This is a genomic window from Parasedimentitalea psychrophila (assembly GCF_030285785.1).
GTDB classification, from domain to species: Bacteria; Pseudomonadota; Alphaproteobacteria; order Rhodobacterales; family Rhodobacteraceae; genus Parasedimentitalea; species Parasedimentitalea psychrophila.
Genome location: NZ_CP127247.1, coordinates 505587 through 527662 on the forward strand (window position 1 = coordinate 505587; position 22076 = coordinate 527662).

Here is a 22076-nt window from a genome sequence, read left to right on the forward strand (position 1 = left end):
TTCCCTCTGACACCGCCACGTCCACACATGGCACTGCCCTGGCGGTGTATCGCAACTCGCTATGACAGATGCCCAAAGGTCTTCCTCTCCGCTATCGCACTGGCCGCAGCAGTCATCTTTTGGCGGTGTAATCAATGTGTTTGGATCCTAGAATGGATATCTACACGAAACTGTCAAAATCAACTTCGAAGTAGTCGAAACGTGCTGGTTCGCTGCCATCCCGGCTGATTTGGAAGGAAACCAGATCACCGGTGTTCAAAGCGATGTCGCCGACAGACGCAATTCTGAAACTGTCGGGTGAGGCGGTGCTGCTGCCCGCATCTTCATCAAAATCAATCGATCCGGCCAAGTTACCGTTCACAAACACGGAGAGTTCCGATTGCCCGTCATTTTCGTCGAAGATACCTAAGTGGAATTCGTAAAACCCGGAAATTTCGTCGAACAGGTATGTCGCCTCCTGAAGCATATCGTCGGTCGCCTTAAGAAGTGCTCCACCCGAGGCGAGCGCGTTAGTCTCGACCGTCAGGTCATCCGTTGTTGGCAAAAGCGTTTCAGCTTCAACCCGGAATAGTTCTGGCGGATCACCAGCACCGCCCGGTTCCGTGACCGTAAAGAGGAATGTGTCTGATACAGAATTCAGGTCGTCGTCCGTGGCGGTAACAGTGATGTCCAAACCGCTTACAGATGCCGCACCTTGGGAAACTTCGAATTCTCCGTTTACAAACGAGACGCCGGGCGGCAGCACGTCTGCGGTATAGGCCAAAAGATCGCCGTCAACATCGCCGAAATTACCGGTGATATCGAGAGAGCTCCCCGGCTCCAGCCAGGCATCCCGAATGAAGTTTGCCACAGTCGGAGACGTTTCGTTGATGGCCACAAAAGTTGAATTTGCCCCGCTCGGGTTCGGGCTGCTGCCGTCCCGGTAGATTTCAAAATGGTCGATATGCAGTCCAACACTGCGACCGGCAATATATACGTCGTAAAGTCCTGCTTCGGGGAAGATTATCTGATCATCGCCGCTGGCTTCAGCAATCGAGCTCAGGTTGTTTCCAAACTCGCCTGAGCTGTTGACATTCGCAATCCGGGCGAACCCTTGATTGAAGTCGCCGTCCTCCCCGGCACCGTTCGGCCGAAGATCCCCCAGTGTGACCGATGGATCAGAAACAGAGACAACATTGAAACGCAGATCATTCTGCTGATCGTTTCTTATTCCGTCCGGTCCGGAGAAGTTCAATGCGTCGCGGGTCACCCGGAAACTCCACTCGAATGCTTCACCGACCTGCTCCTCCGGCACCATAATGCGGTAGACAAGCTGATTGTCGCCACTGCGTGCGAGGGGATTGTTGACAATGCTCGTGTCATTGGTGAGCCCGGTGTCCTCGACATCACTTACTGCGTCCAGAATGTCGTTCGTGAATACGAAATAGCCGTCGCCCTGCTCGCCGGAGTTGTTGTCGTTCCAGGCGCCGCTTTCAACATAAACAAAGGCATCGTTTGCCCCGCTGCGTATCTGGGCAACACCTGTACCGCCAAGGCTCTCGACTTGGATCTTGTACCGGAAATTGGAGTCCGCCCCCACACCATCAAAATAGCCGTCGCTGGTAATCGGAGGCTGTCCGTCGTCAGACAGCGCCACAGTGAAGCCTTCGAGGGACGGGTCGGCTGCAACCGCATTGCCACTGGTGTCCAGCACCTCACCCGCCAGCAGCGCCACCGTATAGCTGCCCTCATCGGCCGTATCCCAAGTGCCACCAGGGGCCGCCACAGTGTAGGTCGCCGTGCGGGGGGAGCCGTCACTGCCAGTATCGACGCTGACGGCGCTGACCGTGAGCGCGCCGCCCGGCCCGGTAACCGTGATGTCGCCCGCATCTATGCTCGCAAAATCGATGCCCGCATTATCGGCAAAGGTCACGGTGATGTCAGTGCTGGCTGTGCCCGCTTCTGCTGGTCCCACGTCCGGCGCCTGTGCAGACTGCACAAAGGGCGCCAGCGTATCACCGCCGCCGCTCCCGGTGAAGGTGAAGTCCAGATAGTCGGTCCGCAGCGGTTCGCCGCCGTCCTTGAACCCGGAAATCTCGATCACATCGCCCAAAGACAACGACACCCCGCTGAAGGTGAATTCGGCAAAGGCGGTCTGATTGGCGACCGCATCCCCGGCATCGACGTCCCACACAAAACTGCCGGCCAAAAAGCCATTCACCCAAAGGTTCATCTGCGACTGGCCGTCGGATTCATCGTAGTGGCCGACGGTCAGGTCGTAGCTGCCATCGGTATCCATAAAGGTATAGGAGGCGCGCTGCTCTCCCGACCCACCGGCTTGCAGATACTGACCGCCAGAGGACTGGCCGCTGTTCTTGATAACAAAGCCGCTGACGATCGTCATCGTCTCTGCTTCAACCCGGAAGGGATCGCCGATGATCGTCACCGATACGGCCGCGGGCACAGAGCGCGCGCCCTGGTCGTCGGCCACCGTATAGGCGATGTCTGTCACTGCGCCGTCGTAATCCGCCTCAGGCGTGAAGGTGATCGAGCCGTCGGTGTCATCCACCGTCCAGACGCCTTCGCCCGGGACTGACTTCACCTTGCCGCTGGCGTCATCCGCCGCCTCGATCTCGACGCTCGCCGCATCGAGCGTCCCATCCGCATCCGTGTCATTGGCAAGCACATCAACCGCCACCGAGCTGTCCTCGGCAACCGTCCCGCTGTCGGCAGACGCAACGGGTGCATCGTTGAACACGATACTCTCGATACCCGTCAGCGTGTCGGTACCGTCATCGCCATCCGCGGCGTTGTTGTCGGTGACCGTGAAGCTGCCGCCGCCATTGTCGACAACCGTGTAGCCAGCTTGGATGCCCGCGTAGAGCACCGTGTCAGTACCCACCCCGCCATTGATGGCGTCATTGCCGCCATTGCCGAAGAAGCTGTCGTCGTCATCACCGCCGGTCAGGGTATTTGCCCCGTCATTGCCCTCAATGCGGTTGGCGGAGGCATTGCCGGTGACATCGATGTTGCCGTCACCTTGGAGGGTGATGTTGAGAATGCCGGGATCGAGGGTGAGGGTGCCTGAGGTGCCAGCGGGCGCATCGAGTGTGAGGCCTTCCTTGCCGACCGTGATGGCACCGGCCGCGCCGTAATTGTCCGACAGCGCGATACTGGCGAAGTCGAAGGACGTGTCGATGGCCGCCTGAAGATCGGTGAAATAGGCCGTGCCACCGTCCAAACTGCCATCCGGATGATCGGGGTTATTGCTCCTGGCGAAACGGCTTGTGGCGGAAAGGGCCGTCTCGTCGATTACCACGCCATAGACAATGACTTGTGTGGCCAGCACAATCGCTGTGTTGGCTTGCCCAGTAAAATTGGCAATATCCTCGGCAATAACCACGCTGCTTTGATCGAATGCCTGATTAAACTCAAAAAACAGGATGCCGTCGCCCCCGCCGGAAACCGCATTGTTTTGCAGTGTGACAGCCTGCATAGTGGTAGAAAGTTGGATCCCTGCGCCAATTGTATTGGGCTGGGAGAAGGTGACGTTGTTGCTGCTGATCTGGGAGTTCTGAAGAAAACCATTTAAAATTATGCCGGAACCACCACCCCCCGTGGACAGAGTGATCACATTGTTCTGAACATTGGATATGGCATCGGGATGTTGGATTTGGATCCCCACTACAAGGGTTTGAATATTGTTGGCGCTGACCTCTGCGCCTCCTTCGATCAACACTGCCTCAATCGACCTGCCCTGGACAATGATATTGTTGGTAATCAGCCCTCCGGTAGCGCCGTTGATAACCTCGATGCGTTCGTCGAACGACGTGCCCGACACCGTAAAACCGTCAATCGTCACATTGTCGGCCTGAACCACGAACCGGTCGACCATCACCTCCGCCCCGCGCGCACCCGTGTTCGGATCAATCCCCGCATTGGTGTCCGTCTCAATGGTCAGCTCTTTGGTGACCGTGACAGCCTCCGGCACGACGGGGGCGTAGTCCGCCGCTATCACTCGGATCGTGAAGCCGTCTTGCGTTTGTGGACTGTTAATCGCGTCCTGGATCGTACTGAACGTCGCTACGAATACGCCAAGGCCGTCTAGAACATTAACGCCAGCCATCTGTATTTTCTCCATTTACAACCGCCACTGCAGTCCTTGACGCAGCGCCCGCGACCACCTGACTACCGAGGGTCGAGAATTTGGGCGATGTCACGTCCATGCGCCGGGCGCAGTAAAAGTTGCCGAACGCAGTGTCATAGACCAGACAGTCATGTTCCTCGTAGTCGGAATCGTTCCCGGTTCACCAGATCGGCAAATCCGCCACTCAGGTCGACAGGCGATCCACCGCACATACCGATGAAAACAAGTTCATTCTCAGCGGCTTCAAAATTTGCCAACCGACTCATTTCAAGCTTAACCCACATGATCAGGCGCCTTCTGTCGCGAACTAGTCATGCTATGGTACGGGGAACCGGCGCGCGCCACATCTATCCCTTGGCCAACCGTCAGCCTGTGACGCGCGTCACAGTTCGGTCATGCACAGACGAGCGCTTCAGTCCGCTTCTGCAATTCTTTTCAGCCCGTCCCGGTTCAGCAAAGTTATCCAGCCCTTAGTCAGATCTAGCAAACCATCCCTTTGCCATTTGTGCAGGCAGCGGTTCACATTCTCACGCGAGCTGCCGACCATGTCGGAGATTTCGGACTGTGAATGTGACAGCCGTTTCGTCGGTCGCGCACCGGCACCTTCACCGCTTGAAGACACGCGGAGCATGGTACGGGCCAGCCGGGACGGCAACTTGAGAAAGGCGAACTCCATCATACGTTCGTCCGAGCGGCGCAGACGCGCGCAGAGCAATTCGAGCAACCTGATCGCTAAATTCGGAGCGGTTTTCATGACTTGGAGCAGTGCGCGCGGCACTGTCAGAGGAAAACTATGATTACTTGGAGCGGTGTGGATTCGCCTGGTCAGACTCGAAAAAGACCGAGAGAAATCAATGGTGGTAAAATTCCAAATTTGCGTTTGGGCAAGTAATAATTTTTCCTCTGACAGTGCACGTGCAGCGCATGCGCGCCCGCCACGACGCAACGCCACCCCACCTCAAGTCGCCCGCCCTCAGATCCGGTGGGCGACTGCTGCGCCAATGGAACGGCGTAACTTATACCGTTGATGAAACCGATACCGGGTTTGTCTGGAACGGTGCGCGCTACCGCTCGCTCTCGGCTATTGCCCGCGCGATCACCGGCGCACACTGGTCTGGGCCCCGCTTCTTCGGGCTCAAGGGAAAGACGCTGCGATGAGCATCCCAAAAATGCGCTGCGCGATCTACACCCGCAAATCCTCGGAACACGGGCTTGATCAGGACTTCAATTCTTTGGATGCTCAATATGAAGCCTGCACCGCCTACATCGCCAGCCAACGCCAGGAAGGCTGGAAGCTGCTGACCGAGCGCTATGATGACGGTCGTATCTCCGGCGGCACGCTCGAGCGTCCTGCCCTGCAACGCCTGCTGGCCAGCATCGATGCCGGCCACATAGATATGGTGGTCGTCTACAAGATCGACCGCCTCACGCGGTCGCTGCCGGACTTCGTGCGCATGGTCGATCGGTTGGACGCCGCAGGCTGTTCTTTTGTCTCCGTCACCCAAGCCTTCAACACCTCTTCCTCGATGGGTCGGCTGACTCTGAACATGCTCCTGTCCTTCGCCCAGTTCGAGCGCGAAGTCACCTCCGAGCGGATCCGCGACAAGATTGCTGCCTCCAAGAAGAAAGGCCTCTGGATGGGCGGCGTCCCGCCCATCGGATATGATCCCCATCCAGACCCGATGACCCGGGAGTTGGTGCCCAATGAAGGTGAGGCTGAAACGGTCCGTCAACTCTTCGACCTCTATGAGACCCTTGGCTGCCTTGCGGGTGTGGCGCGCGAAGCCGCCCGGCTCGGTTTACGCTCCAAAAACCATGTCTTTTCTACCGGTCGGGAGCAGGGTGGCAATGCCTTCAAACGCGGTCAGATCTATTCCCTGCTGCGCAATCCCGTCTATCTCGGCAAGATTTGCCACAAGGACAAGATCTGGCCCGGAACTCACCCGGCCATCGTTGAAAAGGATCAATGGGACCGGGTTCAGGAAAAGCTGCAGGCTGCAAGCGCCCGTCGACGGGGACAGGTGCCAGCCAAAAATCGGGCTGGCAACCAGGCAGGCGCCGCCTGTCTGACCGGACTGTTCCGCGACGAAACCAGCGACCTGCTCACGCCAACCCACACGCAACGCCATGGCCGACGCCTGCGCTACTACATTTCCAACCGGCTGATCTCGGGTGGGACGGATCCCTCAGGCTGGCGCCTGCCTGCCTTGGCCTTTGAAGATTCTGTTGCCAAAGTGATCTCGGATCATCTTGCGGAGCAGGCAAAGCGACACCGGATTCTCGCTCATACCGAAATGGCCCCCTCCGTTAGCGCATCCAGCAAGGCGACTGACTTTGTGGCCCGGATCAAAAAAGCGGGCATCACCGTCGTCGCCCCGATGATCACATCAGGTGAAATCGCCCGCGGGCGGATCTGGATCAACCTAGATCACATATCTCTAGCCGAAGCCCTGAACCTACCCCCCAGCGCTCTCAACTCCGACTTCTTTGCTATTAGTGCCCTCTTCACCTGCCGCCGCCGGGGCGTGGAGATGAAGATCATTGCAGGCGAAACCGAACCCGCTCCTGACGCAGCAATGATCCGCGCTCTGCGCAACGCTCATCTCTGGGCTGCCGATCTGCGCAGCGGCACCCCGCTGGCCCGGATCGCCGAAGCACGAGGTGTCTCCAAAAGCTACGTCGCCCGGGTTCTCCCCCTCGCCTGTCTTTCACCTAGAATTCAGACTGCGATTCTCGAGGGCTCCCAACCGGTCAACGTGAACCTCGAAACTCTGGTGCGCAGCCGACTGCCACTGGACTGGAATGAACAGGAACGAAAGCTCGGGATCCGCGTTTGAGCCCAACCCCGTTTTGTCACAACAGATCCCTGTTGTGACAAAGCACCTTCCCTGTTCAGGCCAAATAGATCCCTGTTCTACTGTTTAGGGAGTTTCATCGCAACTCACTGTAATCCATCCACGATTCTGACTCGGAAACTCTGAATACGCCGATAAATCAACAAGTTCCCTGTAAATACCCTGTTACCAGGGAGTTCTCCCAAAACGGCACCGCCTCAATCAGGCAACAGAGACTGGCAAGGCTGTTCATGCAAAGAGGCTGACTTTGGTACGTCTCGGCGTAAAATCCCATCACGCAATCGACGGAAATCGCGCACGAATTCAGAGTAAATTCCGTATGGTAAATCGAGACGGGCATGGGTGGCGGGGAGACGGGGATTCGAACCCCGGGAACGCTCTCACGTTCAACGGTTTTCAAGACCGCCGCATTCGACCACTCTGCCACCTCCCCGGTCGGATCGGGGTTTAGGCGCTGCGGGCAACACTGGCAAGAGGAAAACCAACCGGATTTCAATATTGCCTCAAATGGGGATATATTGCCGAGGATTAAGGGACAGACTTTCCATGATAACAGGCACGCGCTATGGTATCGTCAGGATAGGGCGAACCGGGATAACCGATACGCGACGCAACGACGTCCAAATGACAGGCAAGGAATACAACATGCGCGACGCCACGGGGATGAAAACTCGCACCACACGCTTGGCAGCTACGGCCATTTGCCTGGTGCTGTTAACCGCCTGCGAAGACGGCGCCACACTGGGATTTCTGACGCCTAAGGATAGCGCCAGCGACACCGCGCCCGTCGCCAGCAGCAGTACCCACCTGGTCGAACGCGACGTCGAAGCGCCGGATGTGTTTCAGGTAACCGCGGCTGGGCTCTGGGACGGGCGGCCGTCGCTGGGCGGCGTTTGGGTGGCTCACCCGGATGCCAAAGACCCCGAACGGGTGATCATCCGCAACAATGCCAACGGCAAATTTGTCATCGGCGCCCTGTTTCGCCGCGAACGCGAGATCCCCGGTCCAAAATTGCAGGCCTCCTCGGATGCCGCCGCCGCACTGGGGATGCTGGCTGGCGCCCCGGTGGAGCTGAACGTCACCGCCCTGCGCCGCGAAACCGTCGATGAAAGCCCGGTGATCGAAGACGCCGCCGAGGTTGAGATCGCCACGCTGGAACCGGCGACGGGCGACACTGATGACATCTCGCAATCCACGCTTGACCCCATCGCCGGCGCTGCCGCCGCCATTGACGCGGCCACCCCGTCTGCCACCCCACCGGCCCCCCGGGCTGCCACCCCGCCGGCCCCCACGGCTCCGAAACCCGCACCCCGACCGTCATCGCTAGAGAAACCCTTTATCCAGATCGGCATTTTCAGCGTCGAAGCCAATGCCAACGGCACCGCTGGGCAAATGCGCAATGCGGGCATGATCCCAACCGTGCTAGCCCAGTCCTCCAATGGCAAACCGTTCTGGCGTGTGCTGGTCGGCCCGGCGCAAAGCAAGTCCGAACGCAGCTCCCTGTTGAAGCAGGTCAAGTCTGCCGGCTTCTCGGATGCCTATGCGGTCACCAATTAATCACCCGAGGGTACAGCTATGATTGATGTCTTGAAATCCTCTGCCAGACTGGTCGCACTGGGTGGCCTGGGTGGCCTGATGCTTGGCCTCTCGGCGCTCTCTGCCGCAGGCTTTGAAACCAAGGCCCGCGCCGCCTATGTTGTGGATCAGCTGACAGACACTGTTTTGCTGGCCAAAAACGCCGAAACCCCGCTGCCGCCCGCTTCGATGTCCAAGCTGATGACGCTCTATGTTGCCTTTGAGGCGATCCGCGATGGCCGCCTGACCCTGGATGATGAACTGCCAGTCAGTCAGCACGCGATGAGCTATGGCGGCTCCACCATGTTTCTGGACACCACCGACCGGGTCCGGGTCGAGGATCTGCTGCGCGGTATCATCGTGTTGTCCGGCAATGACGCCTGTGTGGTGCTTGCCGAGGCGCTCAGCCCGGATGGAACCGAGGCCGGGTTTGCCCGCTACATGACCAAGCGCGCCAAGCAGTTGGGCATGGCGAATTCAACCTTTGCCAATGCCAATGGCTGGCCCGCCGCCGGACATCGCATGTCGGTTCAGGATCTGGCCATTCTGGCCCAGCATCTGATCGAGGATTTTCCAGAATATTACCCCCTGTTTTCGGAAACCGAATTCAAATTTGACGGCCGCGCCCCCTCGAACACCCGCAATCGCAATCCCCTGCTCAGTCTTGGCATTGGCGCCGATGGCCTGAAAACAGGCCACACAGCTGAGGCCGGCTATGGCTTGGTTGGCTCCGCTGTTCAGGGCGACCGCAGGGTGATCTTTGTGCTCTCGGGGCTGGACAGCACCCGCGCGCGGGCCGAACAGTCTGAGGCTCTGGTGAACTGGTCGTTTCGCCAATTTGCCAGCAAAACAATCGCCAAAGCCTCTGTTCCGGTGGCGCAGGCCGAAGTCTGGCGCGGGGCGCAAAAAACCGTAGATCTGGTGCCCGCCGAGGATCTGGTCGTATTGCTGCCCGCCTTGTCAGGCAAGCAGATCAACGCCGAGGTGGTCTATACCGGCCCCATCCAGGCGCCCATCAAAAAGGGGCAGAAACTGGCTGAATTGGTGCTGCACCCCGAAGACCTGCCCGAAATACGCCTGCCCCTTGTGGCGGCAAATGACGTGCCCAGTGGCGGTTTCTTTGTGCGGGTGAAAACCGCCGCATCCGTCCTGATCACCCAATTCATCAATGGTCCCGAGGCGGCACTGTGACGACACCACTGGCCAAGGGCCTGTTCCTGACCTTCGAAGGTATCGACGGCTCGGGCAAATCCACCCAATGCCGCCTGCTGGCGGAAACCCTGCGTCAACAGGGCCACGAGGTTGTCCTGACCCGCGAGCCCGGTGGCTCTACCGGCGCCGAGGAAATCCGCCGTCTGGTGCTGGAAGGCGATCCCGACCGCTGGTCCGCCGAGACCGAGCTATTGCTGTTCACCGCCGCCCGCCGCGACCATCTGGAGCGCACCATCGAACCGGCCCTGGAGGCCGGCAAAGTGGTGATCTGTGACCGATTTGCCGACAGCACCCGGATGTATCAGGGCCTGTCACGCGGCGATCTGCGCGCCACCGTCGACACGCTGCACCAGTTGATGATCACCCGCGAACCCGATCTGACCATCCTGATCGACATGGACCCCGAGGTGGGCCTGTCTCGCGCCAAGGGCCGCCAGACTGCTGAGGAACGGTTCGAGGATTTTGGCATTGAGCTGCAACAGAAAATGCGCGCCGGATTTTTGGCCCTGGCACAGGAATTTGCCCCTCGCTTTCGGGTGATCGACGGCACCCAATCCCTCGATGCGGTCGCCGCTGATGTTCTGGCTCAGGTTCGGGCCGCATTGTCATGAAGGGCAATCCGTCAGACGAAGACCTGCCGCGCGCCGATCAGGCTCCCGGCGCGTTACATCCGCGCGAAACACCACAGTTGTTTGGCCAGTCTCAGGCGGAATCTGCCTTTCTCACCGCCTTCAATTCCGACCGCCTGCATCACGGCTGGCTGCTGACCGGACCGCAGGGCATCGGCAAGGCCACCCTTGCCTGGCGCATCGCCCGCTTTCTGCTGGCCACCCCGCCGGCTGAGACCGGCCTGTTCGGCGCCCCTCCGCCGGTGGAGACGCTGGATGTCAGCCCCGAACACCCGGTGGCGCACCGCATTCAGGCGCTGGCCGAACCCGGCCTTGCCGCCATCAGCCGCAGCTATAACGACAAGGGGAAATTGCGCGGCCAGATCGTGGTTGATGACATCCGCGCCCTGAACCGCTTCTTTGGCCTCACTGCCACCGACGGCGGACGCCGGGTGGTGATAATTGATGCCGCCGACGACATGAACACCAGTGCCGCCAATGCGCTGCTGAAAATGCTCGAAGAGCCGCCAGCCCGCACCACCCTGCTGCTGATCTCGCACCAGCCCTCGCGGCTGCTGCCCACCATCCGGTCGCGCTGTCGCAGCCTGCGCCTGTCGCCGCTGTCCTCCGAGGACATGCAAAAGGCGCTGACCCAGTCCGGCGCCGAGCCGCCCGCAAACCCGGATCACCTCGCGGCCCTCGCGGGTGGCTCTGTCGGCGTCGCCCTGCGCCTGCTGAACCTCGGCGGGTTGCAGATCTATTCCGAGTTGGTGCAGATCCTCGCCTCGATGCCCCGCCTTGACCGACCACGCGCCATGGCCCTGGCCGAGGCCGCCGCCCAACGCGGTGCGTCTGAGAAGTTCGAACTGCTGCTCACCCTGATCGACGTGGCACTGGCACGGCTGGCCCGTACCGGGGCCACCGGCACGCCGCCAGTGCCTCAGGCGGCAGCGGATGAGGCAACGGTGCTGACCCAACTGTCGCCCTCCCCACAAGCGGCCCGCGCCTGGGCCGATCTCGCGGCTGAGGTCACCGCACGGGCCCGCCATGGTCAGGCGGTGAACCTTGACCCCGCGGCGCTTGTCCTAGATACCGTTTTCAAGATGCAGAAAACCGCGTCCCCTTAGGTCGGCGCTGCGCCGCCAGGACGCTCCCGCGACAGAGACAGGCATGACCCAGACCACCATCACTCCCCAGATCACCGATAGCCACTGCCATCTCGATTTCCCCGACTTCGAGGGCAAGCTGGAGCAGATCATCGCCAATGCAGCCGAGGCCGGTGTGACCCGCATGGTCACCATCTGCACCAAGCTGAAGAACGAGCCCTCCGTGCGCGCCATCGCCGAGGCCCACGCGCCGGTGTTCTACGCCGCAGGCACCCACCCGATGAGCGCCGCAAGTGAGCCTATGGCGACGCTGGATCAGCTGCTGGAGCTGGCCAAACACCCCAAATTTGTCGGCATTGGTGAGACCGGGCTTGACTATCACTACACCGCCGACAGCGCACAGGTGCAAAAAGACAGCCTGCGCATCCACATCGCCGCCGCCCGCGACACCGGCCTGCCGCTGATCATCCACTCGCGCGCCGCCGACGAAGACATGACACGCATCCTGACGGACGAGATGAACAACGGCGCCTTCTCCTGCGTCATGCATTGCTTCTCATCGTCACCAGAGCTGGCCCGCGCCACCCTGGAACTTGGCTGCTACCTGTCGATGTCCGGCATCGCCGCCTTCCCCAAAAGTCAGGAGATCCGCGACATCTTTGCTGCCGCCCCAATAGACCGCGTGCTGGTCGAAACCGACGCGCCTTATCTGGCGCCGCCGCCCCATCGCGGCCGACGCAACGAGCCCGCCTATACCGCCCATACCGCCCGCGTCGGAGCCCAGGTCTATGGGCTCGACTACGCCGATTTTGCCGCCCGCACCCAGGCAAATTTTGACCGCCTGTTCACCAAGGCCGCCGCCTATGCGGTATCCTCCTGATGGCAGAGCTGCGCTTCACCATTCTGGGCTGCGGCTCCTCCGGCGGGGTGCCGCGGCTGGGCGGGGACTGGGGCCAATGCGACCCCAACAACCCTCGCAACAGCCGCCGCCGCTGCTCACTGCTGGTGGAACGCGACGGGCCTGACGGCACCACCACGGTGCTGATCGACACCTCACCGGACATGCGCAGCCAGCTGCTGGACAGCGGCACCGGGCGGCTGGACGCGGTCATCTATACCCACGACCACGCCGATCACGTGCATGGCATCGACGACCTGCGGATGATTGTCTTCAACATGAAGAAACGGGTGCCGGTCTACGCCAATGGCGATACCCAGAACGGCCTGCTGTCGCGCTTTGGCTATGCCTTTGTGCAGCCCGAAGGCTCCTCTTACCCGCCAATCCTCGACCTGCGCAGCATCGACGGAGTGGTTTCGATCAAAGGCCCCGGCGGCACCATCGACTTTCACCCCTTCAAGGTCAACCACGGCGCCATCGACGCGCTGGGATTTCGCATCGGCGACCTCGCCTACCTGCCCGATGTCGCCGAGATCTACGATGATGCGCTGGAAAAACTGCAGGATCTCGATTGCTGGATTGTCGACTCCCTGCGCCGCAAACCACACCCGACCCATTTTCACTACGACCGGGCACTCGAATGGATCGACCGGCTGCAGCCGCGCCGTGCGGTGCTGACCAATATGCACAACGATCTGGACTACGCCACGGTCGAATCTGAGACCCCTGACCATATCACTCCGGCCTATGACGGCATGGTGATCCGGTATGCAATTTGACACCCACAGTTTCTTTTTGCCGAAAATACTCCCGCCGGAGGCATCCGTCCTCTGCCAGCCCAGGCCGTAAATGTTTCAGAACCTGATTGACGTTATCCTGCCGGTATTTCTGGTGATCGGCGCCGGTTACAGCGCCACCAGGGCCGGCTATTTCAAACAGGGCCACGTCGAAGGCCTGATGAAGTTCACCCAGAGCTTTGCCATCCCCTGCCTGCTGTTTCGCGCCATCGCCAACCTCGACATCGCCGCCAGTTTTGATCTGCGTCTGCTGGCCAGCTTTTACGCCGGGGCGACGATCTGCTTTTTCATTGGCGTGTCTGGCGCCCGGCTGATCTTCAAACGCGACTGGGAGGACTGCGTCGTCATTGGCTTTTGCTGCCTGTTCTCCAACTCGGTCCTGCTGGGACTGCCGATCACCGAGCGCGCTTACGGCGCCGGTAATCTGACCGGCAACTTCGCCATCATCGCCTTCCATGCGCCGTTTTGCTACGGGCTGGGCATCACCGTAATGGAGGTGGTGCGCAACCGGGGCGCAGGCCGTCTCAAGACGGTGACAGCGGTGTTCTCGGCAATGTTCAAGAACGTGCTGATCCTGGCCATTGGCCTCGGGTTCATCGTCAATCTGACCGGGGTGCTGATCCCAACCGCCATTGACGAGGCGCTGCAACTGCTGATCCGCGCCGCCCTGCCCGCAGCGCTGTTCGCCCTCGGCGGCGTATTGGTGAAATACCGCCCCGAAGGCGATATGCGCATCATCGGCTTTGTCTGCATGACCTCGCTGATGATCCATCCCTTGCTGGTCTGGACGTTTGGCACCACCCTGGCAGTGCCACAGGATCTGTTCCGCTCCGGGGTGCTGAACGCCTCGATGGCACCGGGGTTCAACGCCTATATCTTTGCCAATCTGTATGGCCGCGCCAAACGAGTGGCGGCCACCTCGGTGCTGCTTGCCACCGGTCTTTGCCTGTTTACCGTCTGGTTCTGGCTGACAATACTGGGTTAAGACCCGGGCAGGATAGCCAAATCCTGCCCGCTGGGTCCCGTCTCAATCGCCGTCCGCAATACCCTTCGCCCGCAATCGCGCCCGACGGGCCCGGTAGCTGGGTAGGATAATCAGCACTGCGGCAATCCCCAGCAACCCAAGGGTCATTGGCCGATCCAGAATAAAACCAAGCCCATCATATAGTTGCATTGCCCGGGCAAAGTTGTCCTCCAGCATCGAACCAAGGATGAAGCCGATCAGCAGCGGTGCCAGCGGGTAGTCGGCAAAGCGCAGCACCGTGGCACAGATCCCCAGCCCCACCAGAATCAGCAGTTCGGTGGCGTTGTTCTGACCGATATAGGCTCCCATCATGGTGAAAAACAGGATGAAGGGGATCAGATAGTTGCGCGGCACCGCCAAGATCTTGGCGATATAGGGGATCAGCGGCAGGTTCAGGATCAGCAGCACCAGGTTGCCGATATACATCGAGATGATCACCGCCCAGAAGATCTCGGGCTGATCCACCATCAGGCGCGGCCCCGGGTTGACGTTCAGTGCAATCAGCGCCCCCAAAAGGATCGCGGTGGTGCCCGACCCCGGAATACCCAGCGTCAACAGCGGCACAAACGAGCCGGTACAGGCGGCGTTATTGGCCGCTTCCGGCGCTGCCAGACCTTTGAGCGAGCCTTTACCGAACTTCTCCTGATCCTCTTTACTGGCGATATTGCGTTCCACCGCATAGCCCAGGAACGAGGCAATGGTGGCCCCGGCCCCCGGCAACACGCCGATCATAAAGCCCTGGATCGACTGGCGGCCAATCACCGGCGCGATCTCTTTGGCCTCGGCCCGCGTGATGCGCAGATCCTTGATCTCACCACCGGTCTCATTGTTGGACCGGCTTGGGTCCAGCACCAGATACAGCGCCTCGGGCAGCGCAAACATCGCCATCGCCAGGGTGACAAAGCCAAAGCCGGATTGCAGATCCATGATCCCCATGGTGAAGCGTGGCATGTTGAACAGCGCCCCCTCGCCGACGGTGGCCATGATCAGCCCCAGCAGGGTCATCAGCAGCGCCTTGGCAACCTGGCCAGTGCCGGCAAAGGCGGCAATCGCCGACAGGCCAACAACCATCAGCGCGAAATACTCGGACGAATGGAACAGCAGCGCCACAGTGGCCAGTGCGGGCGCAAAGATCATCAGCAGCACCGCACCGATGGAGCCACCGCAGAACGATGAAATCGCCGCCACGGTCAGCGCCTTGCCGGCCTTGCCCGCGCGGGCCAGTGGATAGCCATCAAACGAGGTGGCAACGGTTGATGCCACTCCCGGCGCGTTGATCAGGATCGACGAGGTCGAGCCACCAAAAATGGCGCCGTAATAGACCCCCGCCAGCAGGATCAGCGCCGCCGAGGGGTCGCCAATGGTGATCGCCACCGGGATCATGATGGAGATGATGCTCATCGGGCCCAGTCCCGGCAACATGCCGATAAAGGTGCCAATCAGACAGCCGCCAATCACCATCAAAATGTTAGAGAAAGTAAAGGCCGTGGTCAGCCCAATCATAATGCCTTCGAACATATCAGCCTCCGGTTCCCATAAAATACGGCAGGGGGCGCAGATAGATCCCCAAAACCTGTTGCACCAGATACCAGACCAGCCCGGTGGCCAGCACGGTGACCGGCAGCAGATACTGTAGCTTACGTTCCCCCAGCACCATGGCGCTGATGGTCAAAAAGGCCACCGTTGAAAGCAAAAATCCAACCGGTCGCAGCATCAGCGCATAGCCCGCCATCATCGCCAGCAGCAGCAGCGCCTGGCCCAGTTTGTAGTCAGTCAGACGGCGATAATCGATATCGCCCTCTTTGGCCCCCTCGTCGCCCTTGCCTTGCCCCAACAGAATAATCAGCGCACAGCCAATGGCCATGACCACCAACATCTTGGGAAAGGTGCTGGGCCAGATGGCATTGCGTTGCATGAACGGCGGCAATCCGACGTCCAGAGTGAAAAAGGCCGCATATCCATAGGCCATGCAGATCATCAGGATGATCAGTGCGATCCAGCGATCAAGCGCCATCGGATCCTCCCCCAAAAGGTAAGTGTCACCGCCCGTTTTCTTGTCAGAAAACGAGTCGGAATTTTCGAAAATTCCGGGGCCAGTCGCACCCGCCCCGGAACATGCATGGATCAGCGAAAGCCGAGCTCAGTCATCAGATCACCAATGATCTTTTCCTGATTTTCCAGGAAGCTGACAAAATCGTCGCCATTGTTGTGGATGTTGACCCAGCCATTGCGCGCCCGCACGGCTTCCCATTCGGGGGTCTCATACATCTTGGCCAATGTCGCCTGATAGGCCGCCAGCTTGTCGTCAGACAGACCCGGAGCCGCAAAGAACCCACGCCAGTTGACGAACTCGACATCGATGCCCTGCTCCATCATGGTCGCCGCATCCGCATAGGCCGACACCCGCTGATCCGCAGTCACACCGATGATCTTCACCTCGCCTGCATTGGCCAGGTCCACCGCCTCCGAGAAGCCGGTCGACAGCGCCGCGATCTCCCCCGACAACAAAGCCGCCATGGCCATGCCACCGGCATCGTACGGGATGTATTTCACCGCCGTTGGATCTTCGCCTGCGGCCTTCATCACCATCGCCGCAACCAGGTGGTCCATGCCACCGGGCACCGAGCCACCACCAATGGCGGTGGCGCGCGGATCAGCCTGATAGGCCGCCAGCAGATCGCCCATCGAGTTGATGGCGCTATCCTTGCCAACCACAATCGCCGCATAGTCCCCAATGGTGCCGGCAACCATCGTCAGGTCTCGAAAATTATACGGGAACACTCCGGTCAGTGAGCGGATCACGATCGGGGTCGAGTTGACCATCAGGGTGCCATGCTGGCTGTCGGCGTTCTCAATCAGAAAGCCAATGGCCTTGCCGCCGCCGCCGCCGGACATATTTTCATAACTGGCGGTGCCGACGATACCGGCGCCGGTCAGCGCCTCGCCGGTGCCGCGCGCAGTGCCATCCCAGCCGCCACCAGCGCCACCGGGGATCAAAAAGTGCAGGCTATCGAGAATTTTATCCTCGGCCACAGCCGGGGTCCCAAGCGCCAAGGTTGCAGCCGCAGCTACCATCACCGCGCGGCGGGTCAGTTTCAGTTTCATCATATTGTCCTCCCATTTGACAAATCACGGCAACGCCGCTCATGACTAAGGGGACCACGACAAGCTGACACAAACCTGTCACGCCAGCAGAAAGGACCACCGATCATATGCGTTTCCTATTGGTCGAGGACAATATCAGCCTGGCCACCGCGGTACTGGACCGGCTGCGGATGGATGGCCATGTGGTTGACCATGCCGCAAGTATTTCCGTCGCCGAGGATTATTCAGCCACCACTGATTACGACTTGATATTGCTGGATATTATGCTGCCAGACGGAGACGGTCGCAGCTTTCTCAGATCGCATCGCAACCGTCTGATTGAAACCCCGGTGATCGTGCTGACCGCCCGATCCGAGGTCTCGGACCGGGTCGGAATGCTGGACCTTGGCGCCGACGATTACATCACCAAACCCTTTGATTTTTCCGAGCTCGAGGCCCGCTGCCGCGCGGTTCTGCGGCGCCACGGAGGCGACAGCTCCAACCAGCGACGATTCGGAAATCTGGTATTCGACCCCTTTGCCGGCACCCTTTCAGTGTCTGGAAAATCCATCACCCTACGTAACAAAGAGCTGCGGCTGCTGGAAATATTCCTCAATGGCCCAGACCGCATTCACTCCAAATCGAAACTGGTGGACCGGCTGTTTTCCTACGACGAAGAGGTCTCTGAGAACGCCATCGAGGTCTATGTTGGCCGGTTGCGCAAACATCTGACCGGCTCCGGGGTTGAGATCACCACCGTGCGCGGCCTGGGCTACCGGATATCACAGATATGAGCGATCCGCTGCCCACCAGTGGCTCGCTGCGCCGCCGTCTGACCCTGCAACTGGTGGGCAGCGCCGCGGTTCTGGCCACCCTGCTGTTCTTTGTGGTGCTCGCCTTTGCCCGCGATGTGGCGCAACAGACCCATGACAGCATCCTGCTGGCCTCGGCCACCTCGATCATGGACTCGGTCTCGGTGCAGGCGGATGCGGTCACCGTGGACCTGCCCTATGCGGCGCTGTCGATGCTGGGCAATGTCAGTAACGACCGGGTGTTCTACAGCGTGTCAATGCGGGGCCAGCTGCTGACCGGCTACGATGACCTGCCCATCAGCGGCCAAATGCTGCGCTCCGGCCAATCGGCCTTTGATACCCTCTCCTACAAGGGCGACAGCATCCGCATGGTCACCCTGTCGCGGCGTCTGTCGTTGAATGGGGCGCCGGCCGACATCCTGATCACCGTCGCCCAAACCCGCGAGGGTCAGGCGGCGCAACTGGCGCAGCTGTCCCGTTCGGCCCTGCAGCTTGGCCTTGGTTTCTTTCTGGTGGCAACAATACTGGCGATCTGGACCGCGCAGTCCAGCATCCGCCCGCTCAACCAGCTGACCGCAGCCGTATCGCGCCGTGGTCCCAAGGATCTGCGCCCGGTAAGACGCCCGGTGCCCAGCGAAATGATCCCGCTGGTGCTGTCGCTGAACCAGTTTATCGCCCGCCTGCGGGTCTCGCTCACCCGCTCCGAGGATTTTATCGCCGAGGCCGCCCACCGGGTGCGCACGCCGCTGGCCACCGTCCGGGCCCAGGCCGAAATCACTCTGCTGCGGGTTGAAAAACCTGAAAACCGCGCCTCGCTGCGGGAAATGATCCGCGCCATCGACGAAAGCTCACGCGCGGCGGGGCAGTTGCTGGACCACGCCATGGTCACCTTTCGCATCGATAGTCTGGAGCGCAAAGCGATTGATCTGGCCGAACTGGCCAAAGACCTTGTAGACCGCCTGCAACCGATTGCCGAACTAAAAGACATCGACCTTAGCTTTACCGGCTCCCATTGCCCGGCAATCACCGGCGACGCCATTCTGGTCCAGAACGCGGTCCGCAACATCCTGGACAATGCGATCAAATATTCCCCCAGTGACCGCGCCATTCAGGTCACCACCCGGCAAACCACCAGCGCCATCGTGATCCAGGTCGAAGACCAGGCCGGCGGCTTTGCCGGCATGGACACCGAGGCGCTGACCCACCGGTTCACCCGTGGCGACAACGCCGTCGGGACTGTCGGCTCCGGCCTTGGCCTGACCATCGCCCGCGAGGTGGTCGAGGCCCACGGCGGCACTCTCCTCATTGAAACCAATAAATCCAGGACCGGCGCATGCGTATCTCTTTGCTTTCCATTGGTCTGATTGCGGCCCTATCGACCCTATCGGCTCTCGCAAAACCGGCGGCGGCGTTTGAGGTCGAGGAACACCACCGGTTCGGCACCGGCGAGGCCCGCACGCTCAGGATTCTGTCAACCACCGACACTGCCCTGCTGACGCCGATGATCATGACCTTCCTGCAGGATCAGCCCGGCGTGGCCATCGACTACACCAGCGCCAGCAGTGCCGAGCTGATGAGTGCCGTGATGCAGGAACAACAGCCCTTTGACCTTGCGCTCTCCTCGGCGATGGATTTGCAGATCAAACTGGCCAACGATGGCTACACCCGCGCCCATCGCTCCAAGGCGGTGGATCTGATCCCGGTCTGGGGCAACTGGCGCAACCATGTGTTTGCCTTCTCGCAGGAACCCGCCTCCATTGTGGTGTCACCCTCAGCCTTTGCCGAGCTGGAGATCCCCCAGTCCCGGCAACAGCTGATCTCGCTGCTGCGCAAGCACCCCGACCGGTTTCGCGGTCGCATCGGCACCTACGACGTGAGCACCAGCGGGTTGGGCTACCTATTTGCAACCCAGGATGCCCGCACTTCGGAATCCTATTGGCGGCTGATGGAGATCATGGGCAGTCTGCGCGCCAAACTGTTCTGCTGCTCCAGCGATATGATCGAGGCGGTGGCACGGGGCGAGATCGCTGTCGCCTATAACGTGCTGGGCAGCTATGCCCGCGCCCGCAAGGATCTGGGCGACCGCATTCTCATCATCGAGCCCGAGGATTACACCAATATGATGCTGCGCACCGCGGTGATCCTGACCACGGCGCAGGAACCCGATCTGGCCGGCGACTTCGTCGATCATTTGCTGGACGCCGCCTGGAACAGCCCCATTGTGGTTGAATACCCCTTTCACCGCTACCCCACCACCGGCACGGCGCGAAACGTGCCGTTCCGTCCCATTCAGCTGGGGCCGGGGTTGCTGGTCTTTCTGGATCACCTGAAACGCAAACGCTTCCTGAGCGAGTGGCACAGCACTGTGCAGCAAAACTAATCTGTGCAACAGAACTAGGTCTTCATCACCAGCGCGGATCATCCAGCTCCAGCGGAAACCCACGCGGCATTAGCCCGGCCTGAAACCAGTTCACAAAGGAATGGATCGAAAACACCGGCAGCCCGGTCACCCGGCGAATGTCACGCGCATAGGGCACCATATTGGTGCATTCCAACACGATGGCCCCCACCTCTGGGTGGGTCTCTACCATAGCGCGGCCGGCCTCGATCATATCCAGCCGACAGGCCTGAAAATCAATCTCCAGCCTGTCGCCCAGAATATCCTTTGTCAGGGCGCGGCCACCCTCGGTGCCGATCACCGGCGTATCCAGCGGCGCCCCGGCAGCCGCCAGATGATCCGACCTCAGCGACGGCTTCGAGATGGTGATCACCCCAACCCGTTTACCCGCCGGCAACAGCGCCTGCACCATCGGCACCTGCATCAGCGACGAGGTCGCCACCGGCACGCCCAGCGCCTGTTTCACCTGATCTTGGATCAGCGCCAGAAAGCCGCAATTGGTGGTGATCCCATCACAGCCCGACCGCAGCAGATCACGCCCCGCATCAATGAACTGTTGCGCCATCTCTGTTGGATCATTGCGCACCACCTTGTCCGGCGTTGCCCCTGTCACTACCCGGTACTGCACCGGGAAATCCCAGCTCATGGCATTGCCCATATCACCATAAATGCGGGGAAACCGCGTCTCCAGCATCAGGATGCCAACCGTCGCCCCGTAAACCGTCTTACCGCCCTGTTGCATTGGCTGCCCTTCCCGATGGTGATTAGTCTTGTGGCACATAGAGTTGAGAAAACGCGATCCGCACCGCATCGGTCGCAGCTTCGCGGCGCTTTTCGATATGCCCGCGCATCGCCGCCTCGGCCGCCGCCGCATCGCGCCCCGCCAGTGCCAGCAAAATGCGGCTATGCGCCGACAATTCACCCGGCACCCGCACGCCTGCCTTGTCCCGCATCCGCTGCAGATCAATCAACCGGATGTAACGGATGCGATCATTCAGACTGCGCAAGCTCCGCTCCAGCTCGCCGTTGCCAGACAGAAGCACCAACCGCATATGAAACGTCTCGTCCATATCCAACCGCTCGGCTGGGTCGTCGGCATTTTCATATTCGGCCTCGGTGTGTTGCAGATAGGCGCCCAGTTCAGCAATATCGCCATCGCTGGCCCGGCGACACGACAGCCGCAGGGCCTCACATTCCACCGCCACCCGCGCCTCGTACAGATCCTGGATATACTTGGGCGTCAGCGATCGGCAGAAGAACCCCCGGTTGTTTTGAAACGTCAGGAAACCTTCGGCCACCAATTGGTTCAACGCCTCGCGCAGAGGGGTGCGACTGGCCCCCAATTGCTTGGACAGCGCACTCTCGTTGATGCGCTGATCTGGCATAAAGGCAAAGTCCGCAGCCATTTGGCGCAGCGCCGCATAGACCCGGCTTACATTGCTTTGCTGCTTGGACATGGACCTTACCCGCCTTAGATTACAGACAACTTACAAGAGAATTGACATGAGTGCAAGCTTGCATTCTAAACTGTATACAATTTTGAACGCAGTAAGTTCAACAGCGAATCAGCCCAGAGGACAC

19 protein-coding genes, 1 tRNA gene and 1 pseudogene are annotated in these 22076 nt (G+C 60.2%); 13 read left to right on the forward strand and 8 right to left on the reverse strand.

Features of this window, described 5'->3' with window-relative positions; all coding sequences use genetic code 11:
• Positions 1 to 39 precede the first annotated feature (39 nt).
• A pseudogene (locus QPJ95_RS02515) lies at positions 40 to 123 on the forward strand (IS5/IS1182 family transposase); the annotation flags it as partial.
• 37 nt (positions 124 to 160) lie between these two features.
• Here QPJ95_RS02515 and QPJ95_RS02520 read toward each other — a convergent pair.
• Together QPJ95_RS02520 and QPJ95_RS02525 are read right to left on the reverse strand one after the other, a co-directional pair.
• Positions 161 to 4120, reverse strand: a complete 3960-nt coding sequence (locus QPJ95_RS02520) for an Ig-like domain-containing protein (protein WP_270918247.1) — start codon at positions 4118 to 4120, stop codon at positions 161 to 163.
• Between the two features lie 418 nt (positions 4121 to 4538).
• The gene (locus QPJ95_RS02525; RefSeq protein ID WP_270918248.1) at positions 4539 to 4880 is read right to left on the reverse strand and encodes a Crp/Fnr family transcriptional regulator; all 342 of its coding nucleotides are present in this window, start codon (positions 4878 to 4880) and stop codon (positions 4539 to 4541) included.
• A 170-nt stretch (positions 4881 to 5050) separates the two neighbouring features.
• Between QPJ95_RS02525 and QPJ95_RS02530 the strand changes: the two genes are divergently transcribed.
• Positions 5051 to 5284: a DUF2924 domain-containing protein gene (locus QPJ95_RS02530; RefSeq protein ID WP_270918400.1), complete on the forward strand. Its 234-nt coding sequence runs from the start codon at positions 5051 to 5053 to the stop codon at positions 5282 to 5284.
• 11 nt (positions 5285 to 5295) lie between these two features.
• Complete coding sequence (locus tag QPJ95_RS02535) at positions 5296 to 6963, forward strand: recombinase family protein (RefSeq protein ID WP_270918249.1); 1668 nt, start codon at positions 5296 to 5298, stop codon at positions 6961 to 6963.
• Between the two features lie 361 nt (positions 6964 to 7324).
• Here QPJ95_RS02535 and QPJ95_RS02540 read toward each other — a convergent pair.
• Positions 7325 to 7414, reverse strand: a tRNA-Ser gene (locus tag QPJ95_RS02540).
• A 212-nt stretch (positions 7415 to 7626) separates the two neighbouring features.
• Between QPJ95_RS02540 and QPJ95_RS02545 the strand changes: the two genes are divergently transcribed.
• The 7 genes from QPJ95_RS02545 (at position 7627) to QPJ95_RS02575 (ending at position 14162) form a co-directional block, all read left to right on the forward strand.
• Complete coding sequence (locus QPJ95_RS02545; RefSeq protein WP_390923763.1) at positions 7627 to 8538, forward strand: SPOR domain-containing protein; 912 nt, start codon at positions 7627 to 7629, stop codon at positions 8536 to 8538.
• Between the two features lie 18 nt (positions 8539 to 8556).
• A complete protein-coding gene (locus QPJ95_RS02550; protein ID WP_270918250.1) occupies positions 8557 to 9747 on the forward strand; it encodes a D-alanyl-D-alanine carboxypeptidase family protein in 1191 nt (396 codons plus the stop codon).
• Positions 9744 to 10379 (forward strand): dTMP kinase, encoded by a 636-nt coding sequence (gene tmk / locus QPJ95_RS02555; RefSeq protein WP_270918251.1) that lies wholly within the window; start codon positions 9744 to 9746, stop codon positions 10377 to 10379. The genes QPJ95_RS02550 and tmk overlap by 4 nt, the downstream gene beginning before the upstream one ends.
• Complete coding sequence (locus QPJ95_RS02560) at positions 10376 to 11503, forward strand: DNA polymerase III subunit delta' (protein ID WP_270918252.1); 1128 nt, start codon at positions 10376 to 10378, stop codon at positions 11501 to 11503. Before tmk ends, QPJ95_RS02560 begins: the two co-directional genes overlap by 4 nt.
• A gap of 43 nt (positions 11504 to 11546) precedes the next feature.
• Complete coding sequence (locus QPJ95_RS02565) at positions 11547 to 12362, forward strand: TatD family hydrolase (RefSeq protein WP_270918253.1); 816 nt, start codon at positions 11547 to 11549, stop codon at positions 12360 to 12362.
• Positions 12362 to 13159 (forward strand): MBL fold metallo-hydrolase, encoded by a 798-nt coding sequence (locus tag QPJ95_RS02570; RefSeq protein WP_270918254.1) that lies wholly within the window; start codon positions 12362 to 12364, stop codon positions 13157 to 13159. The genes QPJ95_RS02565 and QPJ95_RS02570 overlap by 1 nt, the downstream gene beginning before the upstream one ends.
• Positions 13160 to 13229: 70 nt before the next feature.
• On the forward strand, positions 13230 to 14162 hold the full coding sequence (locus QPJ95_RS02575; protein WP_270918255.1) for an AEC family transporter: 933 nt from the start codon (positions 13230 to 13232) through the stop codon (positions 14160 to 14162).
• Positions 14163 to 14204: 42 nt separating this feature from the next.
• Here the strand turns inward: QPJ95_RS02575 and QPJ95_RS02580 are convergent, their stop codons facing one another.
• The 3 genes from QPJ95_RS02580 to QPJ95_RS02590 form a co-directional block, all read right to left on the reverse strand.
• Entirely contained in the window at positions 14205 to 15719 is a 1515-nt protein-coding gene (locus tag QPJ95_RS02580; RefSeq protein ID WP_270918256.1) for a tripartite tricarboxylate transporter permease, read from the reverse strand.
• Between the two features lies 1 nt (position 15720).
• Positions 15721 to 16215, reverse strand: a complete 495-nt coding sequence (locus QPJ95_RS02585) for a tripartite tricarboxylate transporter TctB family protein (protein WP_270918257.1) — start codon at positions 16213 to 16215, stop codon at positions 15721 to 15723.
• Positions 16216 to 16325: 110 nt separating this feature from the next.
• Positions 16326 to 17309 (reverse strand): Bug family tripartite tricarboxylate transporter substrate binding protein, encoded by a 984-nt coding sequence (locus tag QPJ95_RS02590; RefSeq protein WP_270918258.1) that lies wholly within the window; start codon positions 17307 to 17309, stop codon positions 16326 to 16328.
• A gap of 104 nt (positions 17310 to 17413) precedes the next feature.
• On the opposite strand from QPJ95_RS02590, the gene QPJ95_RS02595 reads away from it, so the two are divergent.
• The 3 genes from QPJ95_RS02595 to QPJ95_RS02605 are packed head-to-tail and all read left to right on the forward strand — an operon-like array spanning position 17414 to position 20477.
• Positions 17414 to 18079 carry a response regulator transcription factor gene (locus QPJ95_RS02595; RefSeq protein WP_270918259.1) on the forward strand — a complete coding sequence of 222 codons (666 nt, stop codon included), beginning with the start codon at positions 17414 to 17416 and terminating at the stop codon, positions 18077 to 18079.
• Positions 18076 to 19461 carry a sensor histidine kinase gene (locus tag QPJ95_RS02600; protein WP_270918260.1) on the forward strand — a complete coding sequence of 462 codons (1386 nt, stop codon included), beginning with the start codon at positions 18076 to 18078 and terminating at the stop codon, positions 19459 to 19461. The genes QPJ95_RS02595 and QPJ95_RS02600 overlap by 4 nt, the downstream gene beginning before the upstream one ends.
• A complete protein-coding gene (locus tag QPJ95_RS02605; protein ID WP_270918261.1) occupies positions 19431 to 20477 on the forward strand; it encodes an ABC transporter substrate-binding protein in 1047 nt (348 codons plus the stop codon). Before QPJ95_RS02600 ends, QPJ95_RS02605 begins: the two co-directional genes overlap by 31 nt.
• 25 nt (positions 20478 to 20502) lie before the next feature.
• Here the strand turns inward: QPJ95_RS02605 and QPJ95_RS02610 are convergent, their stop codons facing one another.
• Together QPJ95_RS02610 and QPJ95_RS02615 are read right to left on the reverse strand one after the other, a co-directional pair.
• Positions 20503 to 21237 carry an aspartate/glutamate racemase family protein gene (locus QPJ95_RS02610; RefSeq protein WP_270918262.1) on the reverse strand — a complete coding sequence of 245 codons (735 nt, stop codon included), beginning with the start codon at positions 21235 to 21237 and terminating at the stop codon, positions 20503 to 20505.
• Between the two features lie 22 nt (positions 21238 to 21259).
• Positions 21260 to 21952, reverse strand: a complete 693-nt coding sequence (locus tag QPJ95_RS02615) for a GntR family transcriptional regulator (RefSeq protein ID WP_270918263.1) — start codon at positions 21950 to 21952, stop codon at positions 21260 to 21262.
• Between the last annotated feature and the right edge of the window lie 124 nt (positions 21953 to 22076).

Coding starts and splice junctions, on each gene's coding strand:
- QPJ95_RS02520 (WP_270918247.1), bottom strand. CDS start 4,120: ATGGAGAAAATACAGATGGCTGGCGTTAATGTTCTAGACGGCCTTGGC.
- QPJ95_RS02525 (WP_270918248.1), bottom strand. CDS start 4,880: ATGAAAACCGCTCCGAATTTAGCGATCAGGTTGCTCGAATTGCTCTGC.
- QPJ95_RS02530 (WP_270918400.1), top strand. CDS start 5,051: ATGCGCGCCCGCCACGACGCAACGCCACCCCACCTCAAGTCGCCCGCC.
- QPJ95_RS02535 (WP_270918249.1), top strand. CDS start 5,296: ATGCGCTGCGCGATCTACACCCGCAAATCCTCGGAACACGGGCTTGAT.
- QPJ95_RS02545 (WP_390923763.1), top strand. CDS start 7,627: ATGCGCGACGCCACGGGGATGAAAACTCGCACCACACGCTTGGCAGCT.
- QPJ95_RS02550 (WP_270918250.1), top strand. CDS start 8,557: ATGATTGATGTCTTGAAATCCTCTGCCAGACTGGTCGCACTGGGTGGC.
- QPJ95_RS02560 (WP_270918252.1), top strand. CDS start 10,376: ATGAAGGGCAATCCGTCAGACGAAGACCTGCCGCGCGCCGATCAGGCT.
- QPJ95_RS02565 (WP_270918253.1), top strand. CDS start 11,547: ATGACCCAGACCACCATCACTCCCCAGATCACCGATAGCCACTGCCAT.
- QPJ95_RS02570 (WP_270918254.1), top strand. CDS start 12,362: ATGGCAGAGCTGCGCTTCACCATTCTGGGCTGCGGCTCCTCCGGCGGG.
- QPJ95_RS02575 (WP_270918255.1), top strand. CDS start 13,230: ATGTTTCAGAACCTGATTGACGTTATCCTGCCGGTATTTCTGGTGATC.
- QPJ95_RS02580 (WP_270918256.1), bottom strand. CDS start 15,719: ATGTTCGAAGGCATTATGATTGGGCTGACCACGGCCTTTACTTTCTCT.
- QPJ95_RS02585 (WP_270918257.1), bottom strand. CDS start 16,215: ATGGCGCTTGATCGCTGGATCGCACTGATCATCCTGATGATCTGCATG.
- QPJ95_RS02590 (WP_270918258.1), bottom strand. CDS start 17,309: ATGATGAAACTGAAACTGACCCGCCGCGCGGTGATGGTAGCTGCGGCT.
- QPJ95_RS02595 (WP_270918259.1), top strand. CDS start 17,414: ATGCGTTTCCTATTGGTCGAGGACAATATCAGCCTGGCCACCGCGGTA.
- QPJ95_RS02600 (WP_270918260.1), top strand. CDS start 18,076: ATGAGCGATCCGCTGCCCACCAGTGGCTCGCTGCGCCGCCGTCTGACC.
- QPJ95_RS02605 (WP_270918261.1), top strand. CDS start 19,431: ATGCGTATCTCTTTGCTTTCCATTGGTCTGATTGCGGCCCTATCGACC.
- QPJ95_RS02610 (WP_270918262.1), bottom strand. CDS start 21,237: ATGCAACAGGGCGGTAAGACGGTTTACGGGGCGACGGTTGGCATCCTG.
- QPJ95_RS02615 (WP_270918263.1), bottom strand. CDS start 21,952: ATGTCCAAGCAGCAAAGCAATGTAAGCCGGGTCTATGCGGCGCTGCGC.